General features: G+C 44.4%; 11 protein-coding genes and 1 pseudogene. 11 read left to right on the forward strand and 1 reads right to left on the reverse strand.

Annotated elements, in window-relative coordinates; all coding sequences use genetic code 11:
* Positions 1-21 precede the first annotated feature (21 nt).
* The 11 genes and pseudogenes from P2G54_RS02840 to P2G54_RS02890 all read left to right on the forward strand — a co-directional run bounded on the left by P2G54_RS02840 (position 22) and on the right by P2G54_RS02890 (position 18205).
* Positions 22-2280, forward strand: coding sequence for a UvrD-helicase domain-containing protein (locus P2G54_RS02840; protein ID WP_275867978.1), 2259 nt, complete (start codon positions 22-24; stop codon positions 2278-2280).
* A gap of 88 nt (positions 2281-2368) precedes the next feature.
* A pseudogene (locus tag P2G54_RS02845) lies at positions 2369-3004 on the forward strand (DUF4290 domain-containing protein); the annotation flags it as partial.
* Complete coding sequence (gene murA / locus P2G54_RS02850; protein WP_275867981.1) at positions 3004-4308, forward strand: UDP-N-acetylglucosamine 1-carboxyvinyltransferase; 1305 nt, start codon at positions 3004-3006, stop codon at positions 4306-4308. The pseudogene P2G54_RS02845 and the gene murA, both read left to right, overlap by 1 nt.
* A 247-nt stretch (positions 4309-4555) precedes the next feature.
* On the forward strand, positions 4556-6274 hold the full coding sequence (locus P2G54_RS02855; RefSeq protein ID WP_275867982.1) for an IlvD/Edd family dehydratase: 1719 nt from the start codon (positions 4556-4558) through the stop codon (positions 6272-6274).
* A 77-nt stretch (positions 6275-6351) separates the two neighbouring features.
* The gene (locus tag P2G54_RS02860; protein ID WP_275867984.1) at positions 6352-7113 is read left to right on the forward strand and encodes an SDR family oxidoreductase; all 762 of its coding nucleotides are present in this window, start codon (positions 6352-6354) and stop codon (positions 7111-7113) included.
* A gap of 171 nt (positions 7114-7284) precedes the next feature.
* Positions 7285-7926, forward strand: a complete 642-nt coding sequence (locus tag P2G54_RS02865; RefSeq protein ID WP_275867985.1) for a hypothetical protein — start codon at positions 7285-7287, stop codon at positions 7924-7926.
* A 290-nt stretch (positions 7927-8216) separates the two neighbouring features.
* Complete coding sequence (locus P2G54_RS02870; protein ID WP_275867987.1) at positions 8217-13313, forward strand: adenylate/guanylate cyclase domain-containing protein; 5097 nt, start codon at positions 8217-8219, stop codon at positions 13311-13313.
* Between the two features lie 37 nt (positions 13314-13350).
* Positions 13351-15540, forward strand: a complete 2190-nt coding sequence (locus P2G54_RS02875) for a lipoxygenase family protein (protein WP_275867989.1) — start codon at positions 13351-13353, stop codon at positions 15538-15540.
* Between the two features lie 4 nt (positions 15541-15544).
* Complete coding sequence (locus P2G54_RS02880) at positions 15545-16684, forward strand: hypothetical protein (protein ID WP_275867991.1); 1140 nt, start codon at positions 15545-15547, stop codon at positions 16682-16684.
* 112 nt (positions 16685-16796) lie between these two features.
* Complete coding sequence (locus P2G54_RS02885) at positions 16797-17714, forward strand: Nif3-like dinuclear metal center hexameric protein (RefSeq protein ID WP_275867992.1); 918 nt, start codon at positions 16797-16799, stop codon at positions 17712-17714.
* A 50-nt stretch (positions 17715-17764) separates the two neighbouring features.
* Positions 17765-18205: a DUF2059 domain-containing protein gene (locus P2G54_RS02890; RefSeq protein ID WP_275867994.1), complete on the forward strand. Its 441-nt coding sequence runs from the start codon at positions 17765-17767 to the stop codon at positions 18203-18205.
* Between the two features lie 32 nt (positions 18206-18237).
* Here P2G54_RS02890 and P2G54_RS02895 read toward each other — a convergent pair whose 3' ends face one another.
* Entirely contained in the window at positions 18238-18831 is a 594-nt protein-coding gene (locus P2G54_RS02895) for a gluconate 2-dehydrogenase subunit 3 family protein (protein WP_275867996.1), read from the reverse strand.

Here is an 18831-nt window from a genome sequence, read left to right on the forward strand (position 1 = left end):
ATAGAAGAAGTTGTAAATAAGATGGATTACCTAAAAGAACTCAATCCTCCTCAGCGTGAAGCAGTAGAGCATACCGATGGTCCGGTGATGATTATCGCGGGTGCAGGATCAGGCAAAACCCGGGTACTGACCTACCGGATAGCTCACCTGATTTATGCCAAAGGGGTGGATCCTTTCCAGATTCTTTCCCTGACCTTTACCAACAAGGCGGCCAGTGAAATGAAGCACCGGATCGAATCCCTGGTGGGATTGGATGCCCGTAATACCTGGATGGGGACTTTTCACTCCGTCTTCGCAAAAATTCTACGGGTAGAGTCCGAAAAAATAGGCTACCCCTCCAATTTTACGATTTACGATACCGATGATTCCAAGTCTCTGATCCGGACCATTGTCAAGGAAATGAGACTGGATGATAAAGTCTACAAACCCGGAGTGGTACTTTCCCGGATTTCCGGGGCCAAAAACCGCCTGATTTCCTGGCAGACCTATCTCAACGATCCCTTTGTCAAAGCCGACGATGAAGCGGCGATGAAACCCAAAATGGGGGAAATCTATCAGCGCTACCAGGACCGGCTCTTCAAGGCCGGAGCCATGGATTTTGACGATTTGCTCTTCAATACCAATGTGCTCTTCAGGGATCATCTGGATGTGCTCAACAAGTATCAGCAGCGCTTCAAATATGTGATGGTGGACGAGTTTCAGGACACCAATCTTTCCCAGTACCTCATCACCAAAAAACTTGCGGCTGTACATCAAAACATCTGCGTAGTAGGTGATGATGCTCAGAGTATCTATGCCTTCCGGGGAGCGGATATTCAGAATATTCTCAACTTTGAAAAGGATTACCCGGATCTGTTTGTGGTCAAGCTGGAGCAAAACTATCGTTCTACCAAGACTATTGTGGAGGCGGCCAATTCCATCATTGACAAGAACAAAGCCCAACTGAAAAAACTGGTTTGGACCTCCAATCCCGATGGAGACCAGGTGGAATTGATCAAAGCAACTTCAGACAATGAAGAAGGCAGAATTGTTGCGACAACCATCTTTGAGGAAAAGAACAACAAAAAGCTCAACAACAGTGATTTTGCTGTCCTTTACCGGACCAACTCCCAGTCCCGTGCGATAGAAGAAGCCTTACGTAAAATGAATCTGACCTACAAGATTGTAGGTGGTCTTTCCTTTTATCAGCGCAAGGAAATCAAGGATTTGATGGCGTATTTGCGCTTTACGGTCAATCCCATTGATGAGGAAGCCTTCAAGCGCATCATCAATTACCCAAAAAGAGGAATAGGGGATACTTCCGTGGAAAAAATTCTGGTTGCCGCCTATGACCATGATGTGCCCCTTTGGGAGGTAGTCCAAAATGCTCCCAGCTTTCTTTCAGGCAGGGCAGGAACATCGGTGGATGATTTTTCCACAATGATCAAAGCCTTTCAAATCGAGGTGGAACGCAAAGATGCCTATGAAGCAGCTAGTTCCATTGCCAAGCAAAGCGGATTGCTAAGGGAACTTTATGAGGACAAGACTATAGAAGGACTCAACCGATACGAAAACGTCCAGGAATTGCTGAATGCGATCAAAGAGTACGTGGACAATGAGGAAAATGAAGATAAAAGCTTAGGCGCATTCCTTCAGGAAATTGCCTTGTTGACCGACAATGACCGGGACAAGGATACCACAGACGCGATCACCCTGATGACCATTCACTCTTCCAAAGGGCTCGAGTTTAAGCAGGTGTTTGTGGTAGGAATGGAGGAAGACCTGTTTCCTTCTCAGATGATGATGCAAAGCCGGGAAGATTTGGAGGAGGAAAGAAGGTTGTTTTATGTGGCCACGACTCGGGCTATGGAAAAACTCTACTTGACCTACGCCCTGACCCGTTACCGTTTTGGTCGCCTGCTCAACTGTGAGCCAAGCCGTTTTCTGGAAGAGGTGAACCCAGATTGCATCAAGGTCAATAAGCGGATGGCTACTAGGGAAATGCCGGGTGCCTTTCGGTCGGAAGGTCTGCCTGGAAGTTCTGGATTTATAGGGATCAAAAAGAAACCTGAGACCCGTGTAGCTCCTACGATGAAGGTTCATACGCCAAGCCCTGATTTCAAGCCCAGCAATACCAATAACCTGAAAGCAGAACAATTGGTAGAGCATCCAAAATTTGGATATGGCAAGGTGCAAAAAGTTGAAGTGGAGGGGCTTAACCGGAAAGCTACTATCCAATTTGAGCATTTTGGAGAAAAAACATTATTACTTAGCTTTGCGAAGCTCAGAATAATAGATTAATCACCTGCCTCCCTACTCTTTGGTAGATTTTTTGTTACCTGTAGAAAGACAAAGGCGGAGGCCAAAGCGAGCTAATTGAACAAGACATAAACAATTCATTTTGAAAGAATACGGAAAAAATATCCAAGGGCTTGTAGATCATATCTGCAGCATCGAAGATCGTGAAAAGCGTACCCAAAGCGCCTATACAGTGGTTGAGGTCATCAAGCAACTTAATCCTAGCCTAAAGCAGGAAAACGACCAAAAGATTTGGGATGATCTTTACATCATGTCAGATTTCAAACTGGATGTGGATGGTCCTTACCCTATGCCAGAAAAGGAACTGCTTGGAAAGAAACCTTTGCCGATTGGCTATCCTAAAGGAGAGGTGAAGTTCAAACACTATGGTAGAAACATCGAGAAACTGATCGAAAAAGCCATTGAGATCGAGGATGACGAAGAGCAGGAAGCAGCGATCATTTACATAGGTCAGCTTATGCGGAGTTTCCATTCCACTTGGAACAGGGACAATTTCGATGACGGAATTATCCTGGATGATATCAAAACCCTATCCAAAGGCAAGCTTCACATCGACCTGGAGAAGGTGAAGGAAAACGGACTTTTTGAATCCAATACCCGTCGGGACTTCAAAGTGCCTATGCAGGAAGAGTCTGGAGCAAAAGGCAAGCGAGGCCACCAAGGCAAAAGAAGAAACAACGGCCACAACAAAAAACGCAGAAATTAATGGCATCTTTTCGCGTCAAAGGGGGAAATCACCTGAAAGGAGAGATCATTCCCCAAGGAGCAAAAAATGAGGCGCTTCAGATTCTCTGCGCAGTATTACTAACTCCTGAAAAGGTCACCATCCACAAAATCCCCAATATCCGGGATGTCAACAAACTTATCGAGTTGTTGGGGGATATGGGTGTTAAGGTTACCAAATTAGGGCCTGAATCCTATTCATTTCAGGCGGATGATGTAAATCTTGATTACCTGGAAACAGATGAATTTCTTCAGAAGGCATCTGCCCTTAGAGGTTCTGTGATGATACTGGGGCCGCTATTGGCCCGTTTCGGTACGGGTAAACTTTCCAAGCCGGGAGGGGATAAAATCGGTCGCCGCCGTATGGATACCCACTTTTTCGGATTCCAGAAGTTGGGGGCAAAATTCCGATACGATTCCAAGAATGAGATCTTCCACATTGACGGTAAACATCTTAAGGGGGCCTATATGCTTTTGGATGAGGCTTCCGTGACAGGAACTGCCAATATCGTGATGGCTGCTGTTTTAGCTGAGGGCAAAACAACCATTTACAATGCCGCCTGTGAGCCATACTTGCAGCAGCTCTGTGATATGCTCAATAGAATGGGGGCAAAAATCACCGGAGTAGGTTCCAATCTTCTCAATATCGAAGGTGTGGAAAAACTCGGCGGTACGGAGCACAAAATGCTTCCGGATATGATTGAGATCGGTTCATTCATTGGGCTGGCTGCGATGACCCAATCCGAAATCACCATCAAGGATGCACAGATCCACAGATTGGGGATCATCCCAGACACTTTCAAGCGGATGGGTATCCACATGGAATTCAGAGGAGATGATATCTACATTCCATCACAGAAGCATTACGAGATTGAGACCTTTATCGATGGGTCGATTTTGACCATTGCGGATGCCATTTGGCCGGGCTTTACCCCAGATTTGCTGAGTATAGTATTGGTTACAGCCACACAGGCCAAAGGGACGGTGTTGGTTCACCAGAAAATGTTTGAATCCCGTCTCTTCTTTGTCGATAAATTGATCGATATGGGAGCGCAGATCATTCTTTGTGACCCGCATAGAGCAACTGTGATTGGTTTGGACAGGAAATATCCACTACGTGGAATCCGAATGACTTCACCAGATATTCGTGCCGGGGTTTCCTTGCTAATCGCTGCACTTTCAGCCAATGGTACTTCCATCATCGATAATATTGAGCAGATCGACCGGGGATACCAGTTTATTGACCAGCGTCTCAATGCACTGGGAGCTGAGATCGAAAGGATCTGATCGGATCAAAAATGAGAAGAAAAAGAGGCTGGTGATTTTTCACCAGCCTCTTTTTTTATGCCTTTTCTTTCTTCTGGAGCGGAAAGGCGAAATTGCTTTAGAGGAGGAGTGATTCGGTTCTGATTTTTCAGCCTATTGGGTTTATTATGAAATACCTTTTTCTTTTTAGCTCCATTCATCAGATCGCACAGGTTCTGTTTTGATTTTTTTGGTAACTTCTAGCCAATTATCTCAACCCAAATTACCTATGTCAAAGAAAAAGCTCCGTAGCCAAGAATGGTATGGACGTACCGGAAAAGACGGTTTTATTTATCGGTCCTGGATGAAAAATCAGGGGTTTCCCCATCATCTTTTTGAAGGGGACAAACCTGTGATCGGGATTTGTAATACCTGGTCCGAACTCACTCCCTGTAATGCCCATTTTCGGGACTTGGCTCAAGCCCTTAAAAGAGGGATTTGGGAGGCGGGGGGATTCCCCTTGGAGTTCCCGGTGATGTCTCTGGGTGAATGCTCCATCAAGCCCACGGCCATGCTGTTTAGAAATCTGGCATCCATGGATGTGGAAGAAAGCATCCGGGCCAATCCCATGGACGGTGTCGTACTCATGTGCGGTTGTGATAAAACCACCCCTTCTTTAGTGATGGGAGCGGCCTCAGTTGACTTGCCGACCCTTGTTCTATCGGGCGGTCCTATGTTGATTGGAAGATTCAAAGGAAAGAAAATCGGCACTTCAGACGTGTGGAGATTTGCCGAGGAATATAAAATGGGAAAACTTTCCCAAGAGGATTTTATTGAAGCGGAGGCGGCGATGTCCCGTTCGGTTGGGCATTGTGCTCCCATGGGAACGGCCTCAACCATGGCTGCCATGGTAGAAGCATTGGGGTTGGCCCTGCCTGATAATGCCACTATTCCGGCAGCGGATTCCAGGAGGAAAGTTTTGGCGCATATGGCCGGAATGAGGATAGTGGAAATGGTCAATGAGGACATGAAAATGAGTAAGATTCTGACCCGAAAGGCATTTGAAAATTCCATCATGGTCAATGCCGCTTTGGGTGGTTCCACCAATTTCATTCTTCATCTGACAGCAATTGCCAAACGTATCGGTGTGGATTTGGACCTGACGGATTTTGATGAGTTTTCCTCCAAAGTCCCCTTGATTGCCAATGTGCAGCCTTCCGGGGAGCACTGGGTGGAGGATTTGTTTTATGCAGGTGGTTTGCCTGCAGTTATGAAGGAGATTGATAAAATCCTTCATACCGAAGCACTTACGGTTACCGGAAAAACTTTGGGAGAGAATATTTCCAAAGCTGAATGTTATGACCGGAACCTGATCGGAACTCTCGAAGCACCAATCAAACCGGATTCTGGAATCGCTGTACTAAAAGGAAACCTCTGTCCCAATGGAGCAGTGATTAAACCCTCTGCCGCAAGTCCTCAATTGCTCAAGCATACCGGGCGTGCGGTTGTGTTTGAAAATATAGATGATTACAAAGCCAGGATAGACAGTCCGGAATTGGATATTGACGAGACTTGTGTGATGGTCATGAAGAATGTCGGTCCAAAAGGCTACCCGGGAATGCCTGAAGTGGGCAATATGGGCCTTCCCAAAAAACTTTTGGAAAAAGGAACCAAAGACATGGTTCGCATTTCCGACGGACGTATGAGTGGAACTGGTTTTGGAACAGTAGTACTGCACGTTTCCCCCGAATCAGCCATTGGAGGGCCATTGGCATTGGTGCAAAATGGGGATATGATCGAATTGGATGTGCCCAATCGAAGTTTAAACCTCCTGATATCGGAGGAAGAATTTGCAAAAAGAATGTCGGAGTTCCAGCCGGTCGAACTTCCTTACGAAAGGGGGTATGTGAACCTTTTCCTAGACAAGGTTAATCAGGCCCACGAAGGGGTTGATTTTGATTTTCTTCAGGGAAGCTCTGGTTCCGAAGTGAAAAGGGATTCTCATTGATTTTAAAATCTTTTTCGGGTTTTCGGTGTACAACCGGAATCCCGAAAAGAAATATTGAATACTAAAACACCATTACTATGAAAGGCCATAAAGTCGCGATTGTCACTGGAGCGGGCCAGGGAATTGGTTTGGAGATCGCTAGAAAATTAATTGAAAACGGGAATCACGTAATCCTCAATGATCAGGAAAAAAGCCTGACAGAAGAGGCCGTCGCTTCTCTGAGCAGGATGGGTACAGGATCCGTAGTTGGATGTTCCGGAGATGCTTCTGAGGAAGAAGTGATCCGTGAGTTGGTAGACCTGGCTATGAAAAACTCTGGTCGAATAGATCAGCTGGTAGCCAATGCAGGGATCACCCTTTTCGGGAGTTTTTTGGAATATACGCGCGAGGATTTTTTGGAAGTGACCCGGGTCAACCAATTGGGGACTTTCTTTTTGTCCCAGGCGGTAGCCAGGGTGATGAAAAACCAGCAGGGAGGAGGTTCTATTTTGCTGACTTCTTCTGTGACTGCACACCAAAGCCATGAAAATCTCGCAGCTTATGCGATGAGTAAGGCGGCCATTGAAATGTTGGCAAGAAACCTGGTTTTGGAGCTCGCTCCTTTCGGAATTCGGATCAATGCCTTAGCTCCGGGGGCGACCTTGACTGAGCGAACCACCTCCGAACCGGAATATGCCAAGACTTGGTCCAACCTGACTCCATTGGGAAGGCCGGCATCCACAGTGGATATTGCAGAAGCGGCGGCATTTTTGTTGTCCGATGCGGCAAGACATATTACCGGGCAGACCCTAATCGTAGACGGTGGCTGGACCTGCATCAGTCCCTCTCCCTATGTCTAATGAGATAGGAAGTAAAGCAAATTGCAAACCTCTCAGACAAAAATTCTGCTTTATTGACAGAAGGGCGGAACTGTGATTTTTGTGTTGTATATAAACTGAGTTTCTATACAACATAGCCTCTTAAACATTCAAATGATCCCGTAGTTTATTTTCAAACCACCATCAATTCTTATGAAAAAAATCCTTCTTGCTTGCCTTCTAATCTGGACGATCAGTTCCTGTGAACAAAAGTCGGAAATGCCAGATACTCTACCTTATAGAGTTGCCAAAGCCTATGGCTTTGAAAATTTTGACCAAGTTAACTCCATTGCCTATACCTGGAATGTAAGGAGGGATTCCGTCACTGTGGTTTCCCGAGATTGGAAATGGAACATAAAAGACCGTACGGTATATTATACCGGATCTGATACTTCCTTTACCTATTCCCTTGATGCAGACTCTCTACCCCAAAGAGACGGGGCTTTTATCAATGACAAGTATTGGTTGATGTTCCCCTTTCAGCTAGCTTGGGATACGGGCTATTCTTTTGAAACTCACGAAAATGTTGCTTCTCCGCTTAAGGGAATTCAATCCACCAAATTGACCATTCTCTATAATTCAGAGGATGGCTATACCCCTGGGGATGCATATGATTTGTATCTGGATGAAAACAATATGATTTTGGAGTGGACTTTTAGAAGGGGAAATGGAGAAAATGGAGCTACTTGGACTTGGGAAAATGTACAGGATTTTGGACCGATCAAACTCACGATGGATCACATGAATGGTGAAGGAGAGCGTTTTATTTGGTTTACCAATGTAGAGGTCAATTGACCAGAAAATCCAAGTTAAACTTTAGAAGCCCGTATGGAAAAAACCATGCGGGCTTATTTTTTTCTGTATTCCAATATGATTTTGGGATTTTTTAAGTAAAAGATAAGTGAAACAAAGCTTGAAAAATAAATAAAAACAAAGTAAAAATATAAAAATAGTTATAATGAATAATCTAAATAATTCTATTAAATTTTAGAAAATCGTTGATTGTCAGATTCTTAAAATTTTAAGAATCATTGGTTCTTGGTTTTGTTTTGGGAGTTTTTTTATAGTCTTAATTATACGACCCTATGTCTGAGAAACTCATTTATGAGAGTAAAAAGTCAAAAATCTATTTTTTTGATGACTCGGAATGGCAACAGCCTGTTCTTTTAAAAGTTTTAAACTATGAATTCCCTACCCCAAAGGATATTTCTCAGTTTTATAATGAGTTTGAAATTATTGAAAGCCTGAATATCAAAGGAGCACGTCTGGCTTTGAAAAGGCTAAAGTATCAGGGGAAACACGCCATGTATCTGGAGTGGGTACAGGGTAATACGATCAAGGATGCATTTAAAGGAAAGCAGGAGAGTCTCGATAGTTTTTTGAAAATCGCTATCCAGGTCACTCGGGTGATTAGCGAACTCCACGAGCAGAATATCATTCATAAGGACATTTCCGGAAATAATATCATTGTAGACCTTTCCAATAATTGGGTTAAGATCATAGATTTTGGAATTGCCTCTAAGCTGACGCTTAAGGAACAAAATCTTGGAAACCCGGAGCATTTGGACGGGACTTTGGAATACATCAGCCCAGAGCAAACCGGAAGGATGAACAGAGCAGTGGATTACAGGACAGACCTGTATTCTCTGGGAATCGTATTTTATGAGATGCTAACCGGAGTTACTCCATTTGAGGGCATGGATCCCATGGGGATAGTTCATGGCCATATTGCGGTCACTCCGGTTCCTGTTCACGAGCGCAATCCCAAAATTCCATTGCAGGTCTCGGAGATCATTTCCCACTTACTAGCCAAGGCATCTGAAGACAGATACCAATCTGCTTTTGGGCTGGAGTATGATTTGGAGCTTTGTTTAAAACAGTTGAATGAACAGGGAGAGATTGATTCCTTTCCTCTTAAATCCAGGGATTTTTCGGGGAAATTCACCCTGCCTCAAAAGCTGTACGGAAGGGATAAAGAACTAGAAACCCTGATGGCAAAATTCGATGAGGTTGCCAGAGGAAATCTGGAGGTGGTATTGGTTTCAGGATATTCCGGAACGGGAAAATCTGTTTTGGTACATGAGATCCACAAGCCTATCACCCAGAAAGCCGGGTATTTTATAGAAGGGAAATTTGATCAGTTCCAAAAGGCCATCCCTTATTATGCCTTGTTACAGGCTTTTGGCGAGTTTGTGGAGATTTTGCTGGGAGAAAATGAATCTCGGCTCAGGGAATTGAAAGAAAGCATAGTTCGGGCAATTGGGGAGGAGGGCAAGGTGCTAACTGATGTATTGCCCAGTCTTGAACTGATCATAGGTCCTCAACCCGAAATCCCAGAATTGGGGGGTAATGAAGCTCAAAACCGATTTAATTACGTTTTCCGAAAATTTGTAAATGCCGTCTCTACCGAGTCCCATCCAATCGTAATTTTTATTGATGACCTACAGTGGGCAGATTCGAGTTCCCTGAGCTTGATCCAATCCCTGGCTACAGATCCTGACAATGACTACCTGTTCTTTATTGGAGCCTATCGGGACAATGAAGTCAGTCCTTCTCACCCCTTTATGATGATGGTGGAAAACCTTCGGCAGGAAAATGTAGAGGTGTTTGACTTGAAAATCGGGAACCTGTCTTTTGAAAATTTATCCCAGCTAATCGCGGACTCATTGGATAAGAATCCCGGAGATATCTTTGATCTGGCTGAGCTGGTTTATAAAAAGACTCAGGGAAATGCCTTTTTCCTGACCCAATTTCTAAAATCCATTTTTGAGGATGGCTTATTGGAGTTTGACCGGGCGACCAATACCTGGGTTTATGACCTGAGGAGAATCCAGGAAAAGAACATTACCGATAACGTAGTGGAATTGATGGCTTCCAGAATTCTTAAATTACCGGAGGCGAGTAGGGAAATTTTAAAATTGGCGGCTTGTTTTGGGAACAAGTTTGATTTGCAAGCCCTTTCATTGATCCATGAAAGTGAAGACTCCCAAAGTCAAGCCGATCTAAAACCAGCATTGTTGGAGGGGCTGATCCTGCCAAAGGGAGATTCGGGATACAAGTTTGCCCATGACCGGATCCAACAGGCGGTATATAGCTTGATTCCGGATTCAGAGCGGGATTCTACCCATCTTAAAATTGGCCGGCAATTCCTAAGAGGAGCAAGCCCTGAATATCTGGAAGACCATTTGTTTGACATTGTCAACCAACTCAACAGTGGGGTCTCTCTTTTGACAGATTCCAATGAGCGGGAAGAACTCTGCCGCCTAAATCTGAGAGCGGGAAAAAAAGCCAAGGAATCCTCGGCCTTCAGGCTAGCCTTCGATTATCTCATGGCAGGGATAGGACTGCTTCCTCCAAATCCCTGGGAGAGAGAATATGATATAACCTTGCAGCTGCATGCACTTGCTGGTGAGACATCCTACCTGAATGGGGACTTCAGTCAAATGAATGAGATGATCGGTCTTGTTTTGGGGAATGCTTCAAATATCCTGGACAAAGTCAAATCCTATGAAATTAGGATTTTGGCGTTTAAGGCAGAAAACAAACTCATAGAGGCGATCAATACGGGGCTTGAATTTTTGGAGCAATTGGGTGAAAAATTCCCCAAAAAACCCAATATGCTGCACGTGATGCTTGCCTTGATCAAGTCAAAGATTGAACTGAGGGGGAAAGACAATACCATGCTTTCCAATCTGCCGATCATGACCAATGACCAAAAGATCGCAGCTATGCGAATTATGGCAGACATCGCTTCCTCCAGCTATTGGGCAACACCAACCTTGTTTCCATTGATCATTTTCCGAATGGTTCATATTTCTCTGAAATATGGAAATACAGCTGTTTCCTCTTTCGCATTTGGAACTTATGGGGTGATCATGTGCGGAGTCTTGGGGGCTATGAAATCCGGGTATCAGTTTGGAAAACTCGGGCTGATTCTTTTGGAAAAGTTTAAAGCCAAAGAATGGAAGACGCAGGTTTATACTCCGATTTATTGTTTGATTGTCAACTGGAACGAGCACATTGACAAAACCCTCAAGCCTCTTCAGGAATCCTATCATATCGGTATGGAAACCGGAGCGATTGAGTTTGCCTGCATCAATACCAATATTTACTGTATTCATAGCTATTTGGGAGGCAGGCCACTGGAAAGACTTGAAGTAGAGACCCGTGCCTATAGCGAGAGTTTTGCGCAGTTTAAGCAAGAGACCAATTTCAATTACAATGAGGTCTATAGACAGGGAATGCTCAACCTGTTGGGTAGGTCACAAGATCCCGTCAAGCTTAAGGGCGAGGCCTACGATGAGGACAAAATGATGATCCAAAACCGGGAGAGGAACGATCAGACCGGGACATTTTTTATGCACTTCAATAAGCTTATCCTCTGCTATCATTTTGGGAGATATGAGGAGGGACGAGTCCATGCCCAAGAAAGCAGAAAATTGCTTGAGGCAGTATTGGCTAAGTTTGAAATCCCCAATCATCATTTTTATGAAGCATTGACTTTGTTGGCCCTATGTGATACAACTACCTATGGTTCGAAAAGAAGATCGATGCTTTCCAGGGTCCGAAAGAATGCCGCTAAACTGAAAAAGTGGGCAAAGGATGCACCGGAAAATTACCAGCACAAATATGATCTGATCATGGCAGAACGCATGCGTCTGAAAGGAAATTTAAAAGAAGCGGCCCTACTTTATGACAAGGCGATGAGAGGTGCAAGTGAGCAGAATTTTATCCATGAGGAAGCCATAGCGGGAGAGCTTGCCGGGAAATTTTATATACGCTTGGATGCAGTAAACCTCGCTGAGCATTTCCTTAAGTCTTCTTACAATTCTTACAGGGAGTGGGGAGCACATGCCAAGCTAAGTATGATGGAGCAGCAATTTCCCCAATACGTCAGTTCCATTCACAACCGGCCCGGACTCAATGAGATTGTCATCGACAGCTCCTCTTCGGTTGGGAATAGCAGCATGATGCTGGACCTTTCCACTGTTTTAAAAGCCTCTTCTTCGATTTCACAGGAAATTGTCCTTCAGAAACTTCTCAAAAAGCTGATGAAGATCGTAATGGAAAATGCCGGTGCGGACAGAGGAGTCCTGTTGCTGAAAGACGGAAATGAGTTCTTCATTGAAACCATTGCGCAGGATGGGGGGCAGGAGGAAGAAATTCTCCAACATCTGAATTACCAAGGATCCGGGCTATTGTCTGAAAAGGTGATCTCCTATGTGACTCAATCCGGGAAAAGTCTGGTTCTTCAGGATGCCAAAAATGACCATAAATTTACCAATTGCCAATACATTAAAAACGCTCCTGTACAATCCATTCTCAGCTTACCGGTAATCAATCTGGGCAAGCTGACTGGGGTTCTATATTTGGAAAATAACCATTCCACGGCGGCCTTTACCCAAGACCGGGTTGACCTGCTGGCTTTGCTTTCCGGTCAAATCGCGGTTTCTCTAAACAATGCCCTTCTTTATGAAAACCTGGAGCAAAAGGTGGCTGAGCGGACCTTGGAATTGGAGGAAGAAAAAAGGAAGTCCGATGAATTGTTGCTGAATATTTTGCCTTTGGAAATTGCTGAGGAACTGAAGGTCAGTCGAATTACTACCCCACGCCATTTTGAAAGTGTTACAGTCCTGTTTACCGATTTCAAAGGGTTTACCCAATTGAGTGAGATTCTTTCCCCAAATGAACTGGTGGAAGAACTCGGGACCTGTTTCAGTGCTTTTGACCGGATTGTGGATAAATACAAAATTGAGAAAATCAAAACTATTGGGGACTCCTATATGTGTGTGGGAGGCTTGCCGGTAGCCAATAATACACATGCTTTTGACACGGTATTGGCGGCTCTTGAGATTCGGGATTGGGTGGATCAATACATGAAGAATGCGTTGGCCAATAACAAACCGGTATTCCAAATCCGAATAGGGTTGCATACCGGACCGGTGATCGCTGGTGTGGTAGGTCATAAAAAATTCGCCTATGATGTCTGGGGAGATACTGTGAATACAGCCGCACGTATGGAATCATCAGGAGAAGTTGGGAAGGTGAATGTTTCCGGACAGACCTTCGAAATCATCCAAAATGACTTTGCCTGTACTTACAGAGGCAAAGTTGAAGCGAAAAATAAAGGACAGATTGACATGTATTTTGTTGAGCGGCCAAAGGATATTCAGTATGCCTAGGCTTCCAAAATTTCTTTTTAACTAAAAACCAGTCTATATGAGTCTATTTCCAAAGGGAGCTACAGAAGAGGATATCGAAAGGGTTTATCTGGAAGCCCACAAAGAAACGAGAATTGATTATTCCAAGACCGGAGGTTTTTTTGGTCCCAAACTTAGAAACATCAACCATCTCGAAGTGGGAAGGTCCAAAGTGATCAACAGTTGGTATGTGAGGACCGCTGAATACATCCTTGTTTTTTATGAACGGACTCTCGAATGGCTGAAAAAAGTAAACAGGGCTTTATATCCCAGAAAAACCACTATTTACGGAAAGAGAAAGGATGCCTATATCACCGGCAAATTAACCTTTGCGATGCGTGATGACTATGCTATTCCACTTCATAATATGCCGGTTCGGTTTTGGGCCAGAACCTGGTTTGGGGGTTGGAGACTTTTTGCCGAGGGGTATTCTGATAGGGATGGTCTTGTCAGAATAGACTATGATTATCTGGAATCCAGGCGCTTTCGATACAAGACCTTTCATTTTGAGATATGTCAGCTTTCCCATTTCTTTTTTAATCCCAATGACCGGGTAGGGAGCATTGAATGGGAGGTGTTTGAGCGAATCAAGATTCCCAAAAGTGATCTCACTGGGATGGGTTATAACATTGGGAATTTGCAGTTGTTTTTCTGGGAATACAGACGTGACGTGGCCTTTCCAAGAGTCGTCATAAATGATCATGATGAGGATTCCCCCGAGTATTATTCAGATGGGAGAAATGACGCCATCCAACAGCAATTTGTTCCTATCGAACTGACCAAAGAAAAACATTTGGTACAGATCAAGCTCGATCCGGATTCCATTTCCATACCCTCCATTCAGGCTGATTATCCCAAAAATCTGACCGTGGCCATGGAAGAAAAATTGCCTTACTCCACCCGTTGCGATTATTGGTTTGGAAGGAGAATGATGAATGGGATGAACTGCGCCACATTCTTGCCGGACGCCAAAGAAGCAGAGCGGTATTGGGTAAAGTATTTTGGTGCCTGTGACTATGAGGTAAACGATGAATATGCTTTTCCTACGGTAGAGATTAAGTTCCACATTCCCAAAGGCGGTCTGCCTATTCCGGAGGAAATCATCACTACAGGCCCGGTGAGCAGTCATGATAAAGACCAGTTTATCAAGAGGAATTTTACTCCTGCTGATGGGGATCGGTGGGAGCAGGCAAAACGAGTGGCGAGGGTTTCAGGAGGCTTGTCCACTGAGCTTGATGATCATTTTGCAGGTACCCATGTAAATACTGAGCAGTTTTCCATTGCCGCTAGGAGAAATCTCAGGAAGAGTCCATTGGCAACTTTGCTTTTCCCTCATTTGAAGGAAGTGGCTTTGATCAACCATTCTGCAGATTCCATTTTGATTGGGCCGGGATATATCCCCAAGGCTTCGGCCCTCACGGCAAGAGGAATTGTGCAACGATGTACCGATATGATGGGAGTAATGGATTGGAAAAACTGGGAGCCTATGGAGGTGATCAATGAACGCCATACCTATGCAAAAGCCGAGAACTTATTTTGGGAAGTGGTAGGAGAGTTTGTCGACAACTTCTTTGAAGAACATGAAGTGGGAATCATCGAGGAATGGTTTGAGGTTTTTCGTTTTAGTGAGGATTTGGTTCAAAATAGTGCGGAAGCATTTCATAGCTCCATCAATTGGGGGACGTTGACTAAAGAGGAAAAAGAGCGGGAAGAGAAAAGGGTGGAGTATTACCACGCTCGTTTTCGCTTTGACCCGGATTTGGAAAGAGTCAGATATAAGGGAAAACTCAGAGCGATGTCTCCCATTACTACCAATCCACTTGCCCCCGAACCCGGGGATATGGAAAATCTCAAGCAAGCCTGCAAATATGCGATTATGATGGCCACCTTCATGCATACCTGGGTCAATGAGCATCAGTATGAGGATATAGGAGAGATTCTTTACAGTAGTTTGGGACTAAGATTTGGAGAGCATAAGGATGGGATATTCAGAGATGAAAGTGACTATTCCATTTCGCCAGACCTGACCCGGGCCACCCAGATGATGTGGTTTAGCAACTTGCTTTCCAGAACTGAATACGGGTTTATTACCCGAAATGAAGAGAACGATATCGATCCTCTTTTTAGGGATATTCTGGAAAAGAAAAGATCAGAGTTTAAAAATCTCTACGTGGAAATTGACAACATCGAATCCCGAACAAATATCTAAAGCTATGAGCAACACCGGAAATCATCTCAGTCATACCGTCAACAGAGGACTTCGTGGTCTTTGGGACAGAGTTTATTTATGGTTTTTCAGCCAGGGATTCAGTTGGGCGATCACACTCATGCTAAGTTTTCCCCAGCGGAAAAGAATGTCTCATGACAATGGGGTAGGAGGTACGGGAAAGATCACCATAGTAAAGGATCAGCAGTTTCCTTCCCATCCTTTTTTTAGCCCGGGAAGGGTTTTTCCAGCCAGAATCCGCCATGCATCGGCTACATTTTTAGATGATGCGATGAACTGTATCCGCAGTATGTCCATCAAGTTCAGTGATGAGCATTTCAAAAGCCCATTCGATATAGAAATGAACACGGGGGAAATCAGCCTTTTTTGGTCAGCGTATAGCTTTATGCAATTTGCAAAGCTCCGTAGGGAAAAATACGGTGTGGAATACATTGACTATTACAAGAAATATCCTGAGGGACTAAAGGGTGCGGAAGTTGCTTTGCGCAGGGACCCCAGTTCTTTCCATAACCTCCGGTATTATTGCAAAACCCCTTTTCTGTTCATTGGAGATGATGATATCAAGCGCTATGCGAAATACAGGGTTCGTCCTTATGACGATGAGCCCGAAACCGGGATCAACAAAAATCCAAGTGAAGTCGATGTTGGAAATCAGCGTATCAGGCCCAATGAAAAAAGAGGAAGGAACTATCTCAAATACGAATACGAGGAGAGAGTTCGTAAGCAGGGAGCAAAATACATGATGCAGATCCAGACTAGAATTGCCCAAGACGATGATGATCCCGAAATCTTCAACAATATGGTTCCTTGGGATGAAATAGCTCATCCATGGCATGACTTGGCAGTGATTGAAATTGATAAAACCCTGGACTGGAAAGAAAGTACACTTACCAGCTTTTCATTGAATCACATGCCGAAAACCCTGGGGGTCCTTCCGGCAAAGAGTATTTATGATTACAATAGTCTGAACTACATGCGGGCACATTCGGAAAAGGCAAGAGTTGCCCGGCTGCTTTCCTATAAGGTGTTTGGCTTCCCCAAGCCTATCCCAAATGACAACAACCGGAACTCCGGGGACTGGGCAAAAATCCAAAGAGAAAAAGTCTCTAACCTGAGCAGAAGTTGAGTAAATTAAGTGGTTCCGTAATTTGATTTGATTCTAGCCGTTTGAATAACTCAAACGGCTTTTTTTTACAGTATTTCCCTATCTTCCATGTCATAGAATTCAACCGGAAAAAATGATGGACAAAAAACTTAGCGCAGCTGCGAAGCCAAATGAAAGAAGACAATTTCTCAAACTATCAGGAGCGATGCTGGGAGCCGGATTGATTGGGAACCCCTTTGATGCTTTCTCTTTAGAGCCTCGTAAACCCTGGACGGTTGGGGAAATCATGGATGCATTTATCGCTCAGGTACCCAATGGACCTTTTGAAAAGACAGTCGATACGCTCAAGGTTGGGTCTAGAGATACTGTGGTGACCGGAGTAGTGACCACTATGTTTACCACTATGGAGATCATTCAAAAAGCCATAGAGCACAAGGCCAATTTGATCATCCCTCACGAACCGACCTTTTTCTCAGGAAGCGATGAAACAGACTATTTGCAGGAGGATCCGGTTTTTCGGGCGAAGTATGACCTGATGGAAAAGCATGGGATTACGCTTTGGAGAAACCACGATTATGTACACCGCATGCAGGATGATGGCGTTCGGGTTGGCGTGGTCGGAGATTTGGGTTGGGAAGAGTATTATCAGCCCAATAGTCCCATTTTACATATACCAAAAACCAATCTGAAAGATCTGATCAATCATGTCAAAACCAGTTTGGGGGTTCCTGCTATGCGCTATGTGGGGGATTTGGAACAGTCCTGTAGCAAGGTGCTTCTGTTGCCGGGAGCAGTTGGAGGAAGGATGCAGATTACCCAAATCATGGAGCATCGCCCAGATGTGTTGGTCTGCGGAGAATCCAATGAATGGGAAACTCCAGAGTACGTTCGTGCAGCCAATGAAATCGGAATGAAGCTTTCCATGATAGAAATCGGACATTCTGCAAGCGAGGAAGGAGGTTCTGAATTTGTCAAAAACTGGCTGAATCAGCACATGCCAGGCCTGCCCGTGTACCATATTCCATCTGGAAATTCCTTGCAGGTATTTTAAGCCCAAAAATATAATCGCTTTTAGAAGAATAAATCCGTAAAAATAATCCCATGAAAAGAATCCTGTTCACCCTTTTTATTCTCCTTGTTTCAAATTTGTCTTTTGCCCAAAGTCAACAAAAAGAGACGGTATTTCAACTGATGGATGCCATGAAAATAACGGATAATATGAATCAGATGATTGATGTAATGATGAAGAACCCGATGTTTTCCTCAGCTAATATTCCTCAGGAATTCTGGGATGAATTCAAAGCAGAATTCTCTTCTGGGGAATTGATCCAGGAAATTGCCGCGGTTTATAAAAAGTATTATTCAGAGGAGGAAATGGTCGGTTTAATTCAATTTTACTCTTCCCCAATTGGGCAGAAGACTTTGGAAATTACCCCTGCATTGACCGGGGAAACCATGCAAATAGGTCAAAAATACGGAATGCAGGTGGTTCAAAAGATCAGCGAAAAATTAAAGGCCAAAGGTTATACGATATCCCAGTAAAACAAAAGCCGGAATTATTCCGGCTTTTTTCTTTACAAACTCCAGGTATTTCCCACCTCCGAGAGGGGAATACAACCCAGATATTCTCCAGGGATGGGGTCGTAGCTGAGGACATTTTTTCCAATTTCCTCCGAACTGAAATACGCCCAAAGAGCGGTTGACTTTAACCCTCGATAGAATCCAACAGGTTCTCTCGGGCCAACTGCTCCACCCCAAACAGTCTTAGGGAATTTGGGTGAATTGGCTTCGTGATCTTTGAAGCAAGCTGCTTTGTCTTCAGCTGAAAGTTCGGCAAATACTTTTCCGTACTTTCCCTTGCAGTCTGCATTGAACTTTTCGATATCGGCTACGACTTGCTTTTGTCCGGCCTCATCGTAGGTTTTAGCATACATCAGATCGATGAAAACATCTGCTTTCACATCCAAGCCACCGGGTGTTTCGGTTTTTGGAAGTAGAAAATCCACAAAAGCCGAGATAAATCTGGCTTGATCCTCACTCAAAAATAGAGGAGTCCAAGTCAATCGATCGGTTTTTGCACAAGCCTGAAGCAAGCTGAGCAAAGTAGGAGCCCCGGCTGCTGCACCGAGCGCCAAAGCTGATTTTTTGAGTGCGTCGCGTCTATTCAT

The sequence above is a fragment of the Algoriphagus sp. CAU 1675 genome (genome assembly GCF_029222925.1).
GTDB lineage: Bacteria > Bacteroidota > Bacteroidia > Cytophagales > Cyclobacteriaceae > Algoriphagus.

Excerpts from the sequence above, each read along its gene's own strand:
- P2G54_RS02840 (WP_275867978.1), top strand. The coding sequence starts at position 22 with ATGGATTACCTAAAAGAACTCAATCCTCCTCAGCGTGAAGCAGTAGAG.
- murA (WP_275867981.1), top strand. The coding sequence starts at position 3,004 with ATGGCATCTTTTCGCGTCAAAGGGGGAAATCACCTGAAAGGAGAGATC.
- P2G54_RS02855 (WP_275867982.1), top strand. The coding sequence starts at position 4,556 with ATGTCAAAGAAAAAGCTCCGTAGCCAAGAATGGTATGGACGTACCGGA.
- P2G54_RS02860 (WP_275867984.1), top strand. The coding sequence starts at position 6,352 with ATGAAAGGCCATAAAGTCGCGATTGTCACTGGAGCGGGCCAGGGAATT.
- P2G54_RS02865 (WP_275867985.1), top strand. The coding sequence starts at position 7,285 with ATGAAAAAAATCCTTCTTGCTTGCCTTCTAATCTGGACGATCAGTTCC.
- P2G54_RS02870 (WP_275867987.1), top strand. The coding sequence starts at position 8,217 with ATGTCTGAGAAACTCATTTATGAGAGTAAAAAGTCAAAAATCTATTTT.
- P2G54_RS02875 (WP_275867989.1), top strand. The coding sequence starts at position 13,351 with ATGAGTCTATTTCCAAAGGGAGCTACAGAAGAGGATATCGAAAGGGTT.
- P2G54_RS02880 (WP_275867991.1), top strand. The coding sequence starts at position 15,545 with ATGAGCAACACCGGAAATCATCTCAGTCATACCGTCAACAGAGGACTT.
- P2G54_RS02885 (WP_275867992.1), top strand. The coding sequence starts at position 16,797 with ATGATGGACAAAAAACTTAGCGCAGCTGCGAAGCCAAATGAAAGAAGA.
- P2G54_RS02890 (WP_275867994.1), top strand. The coding sequence starts at position 17,765 with ATGAAAAGAATCCTGTTCACCCTTTTTATTCTCCTTGTTTCAAATTTG.
- P2G54_RS02895 (WP_275867996.1), bottom strand. The coding sequence starts at position 18,831 with ATGAATAGACGCGACGCACTCAAAAAATCAGCTTTGGCGCTCGGTGCA.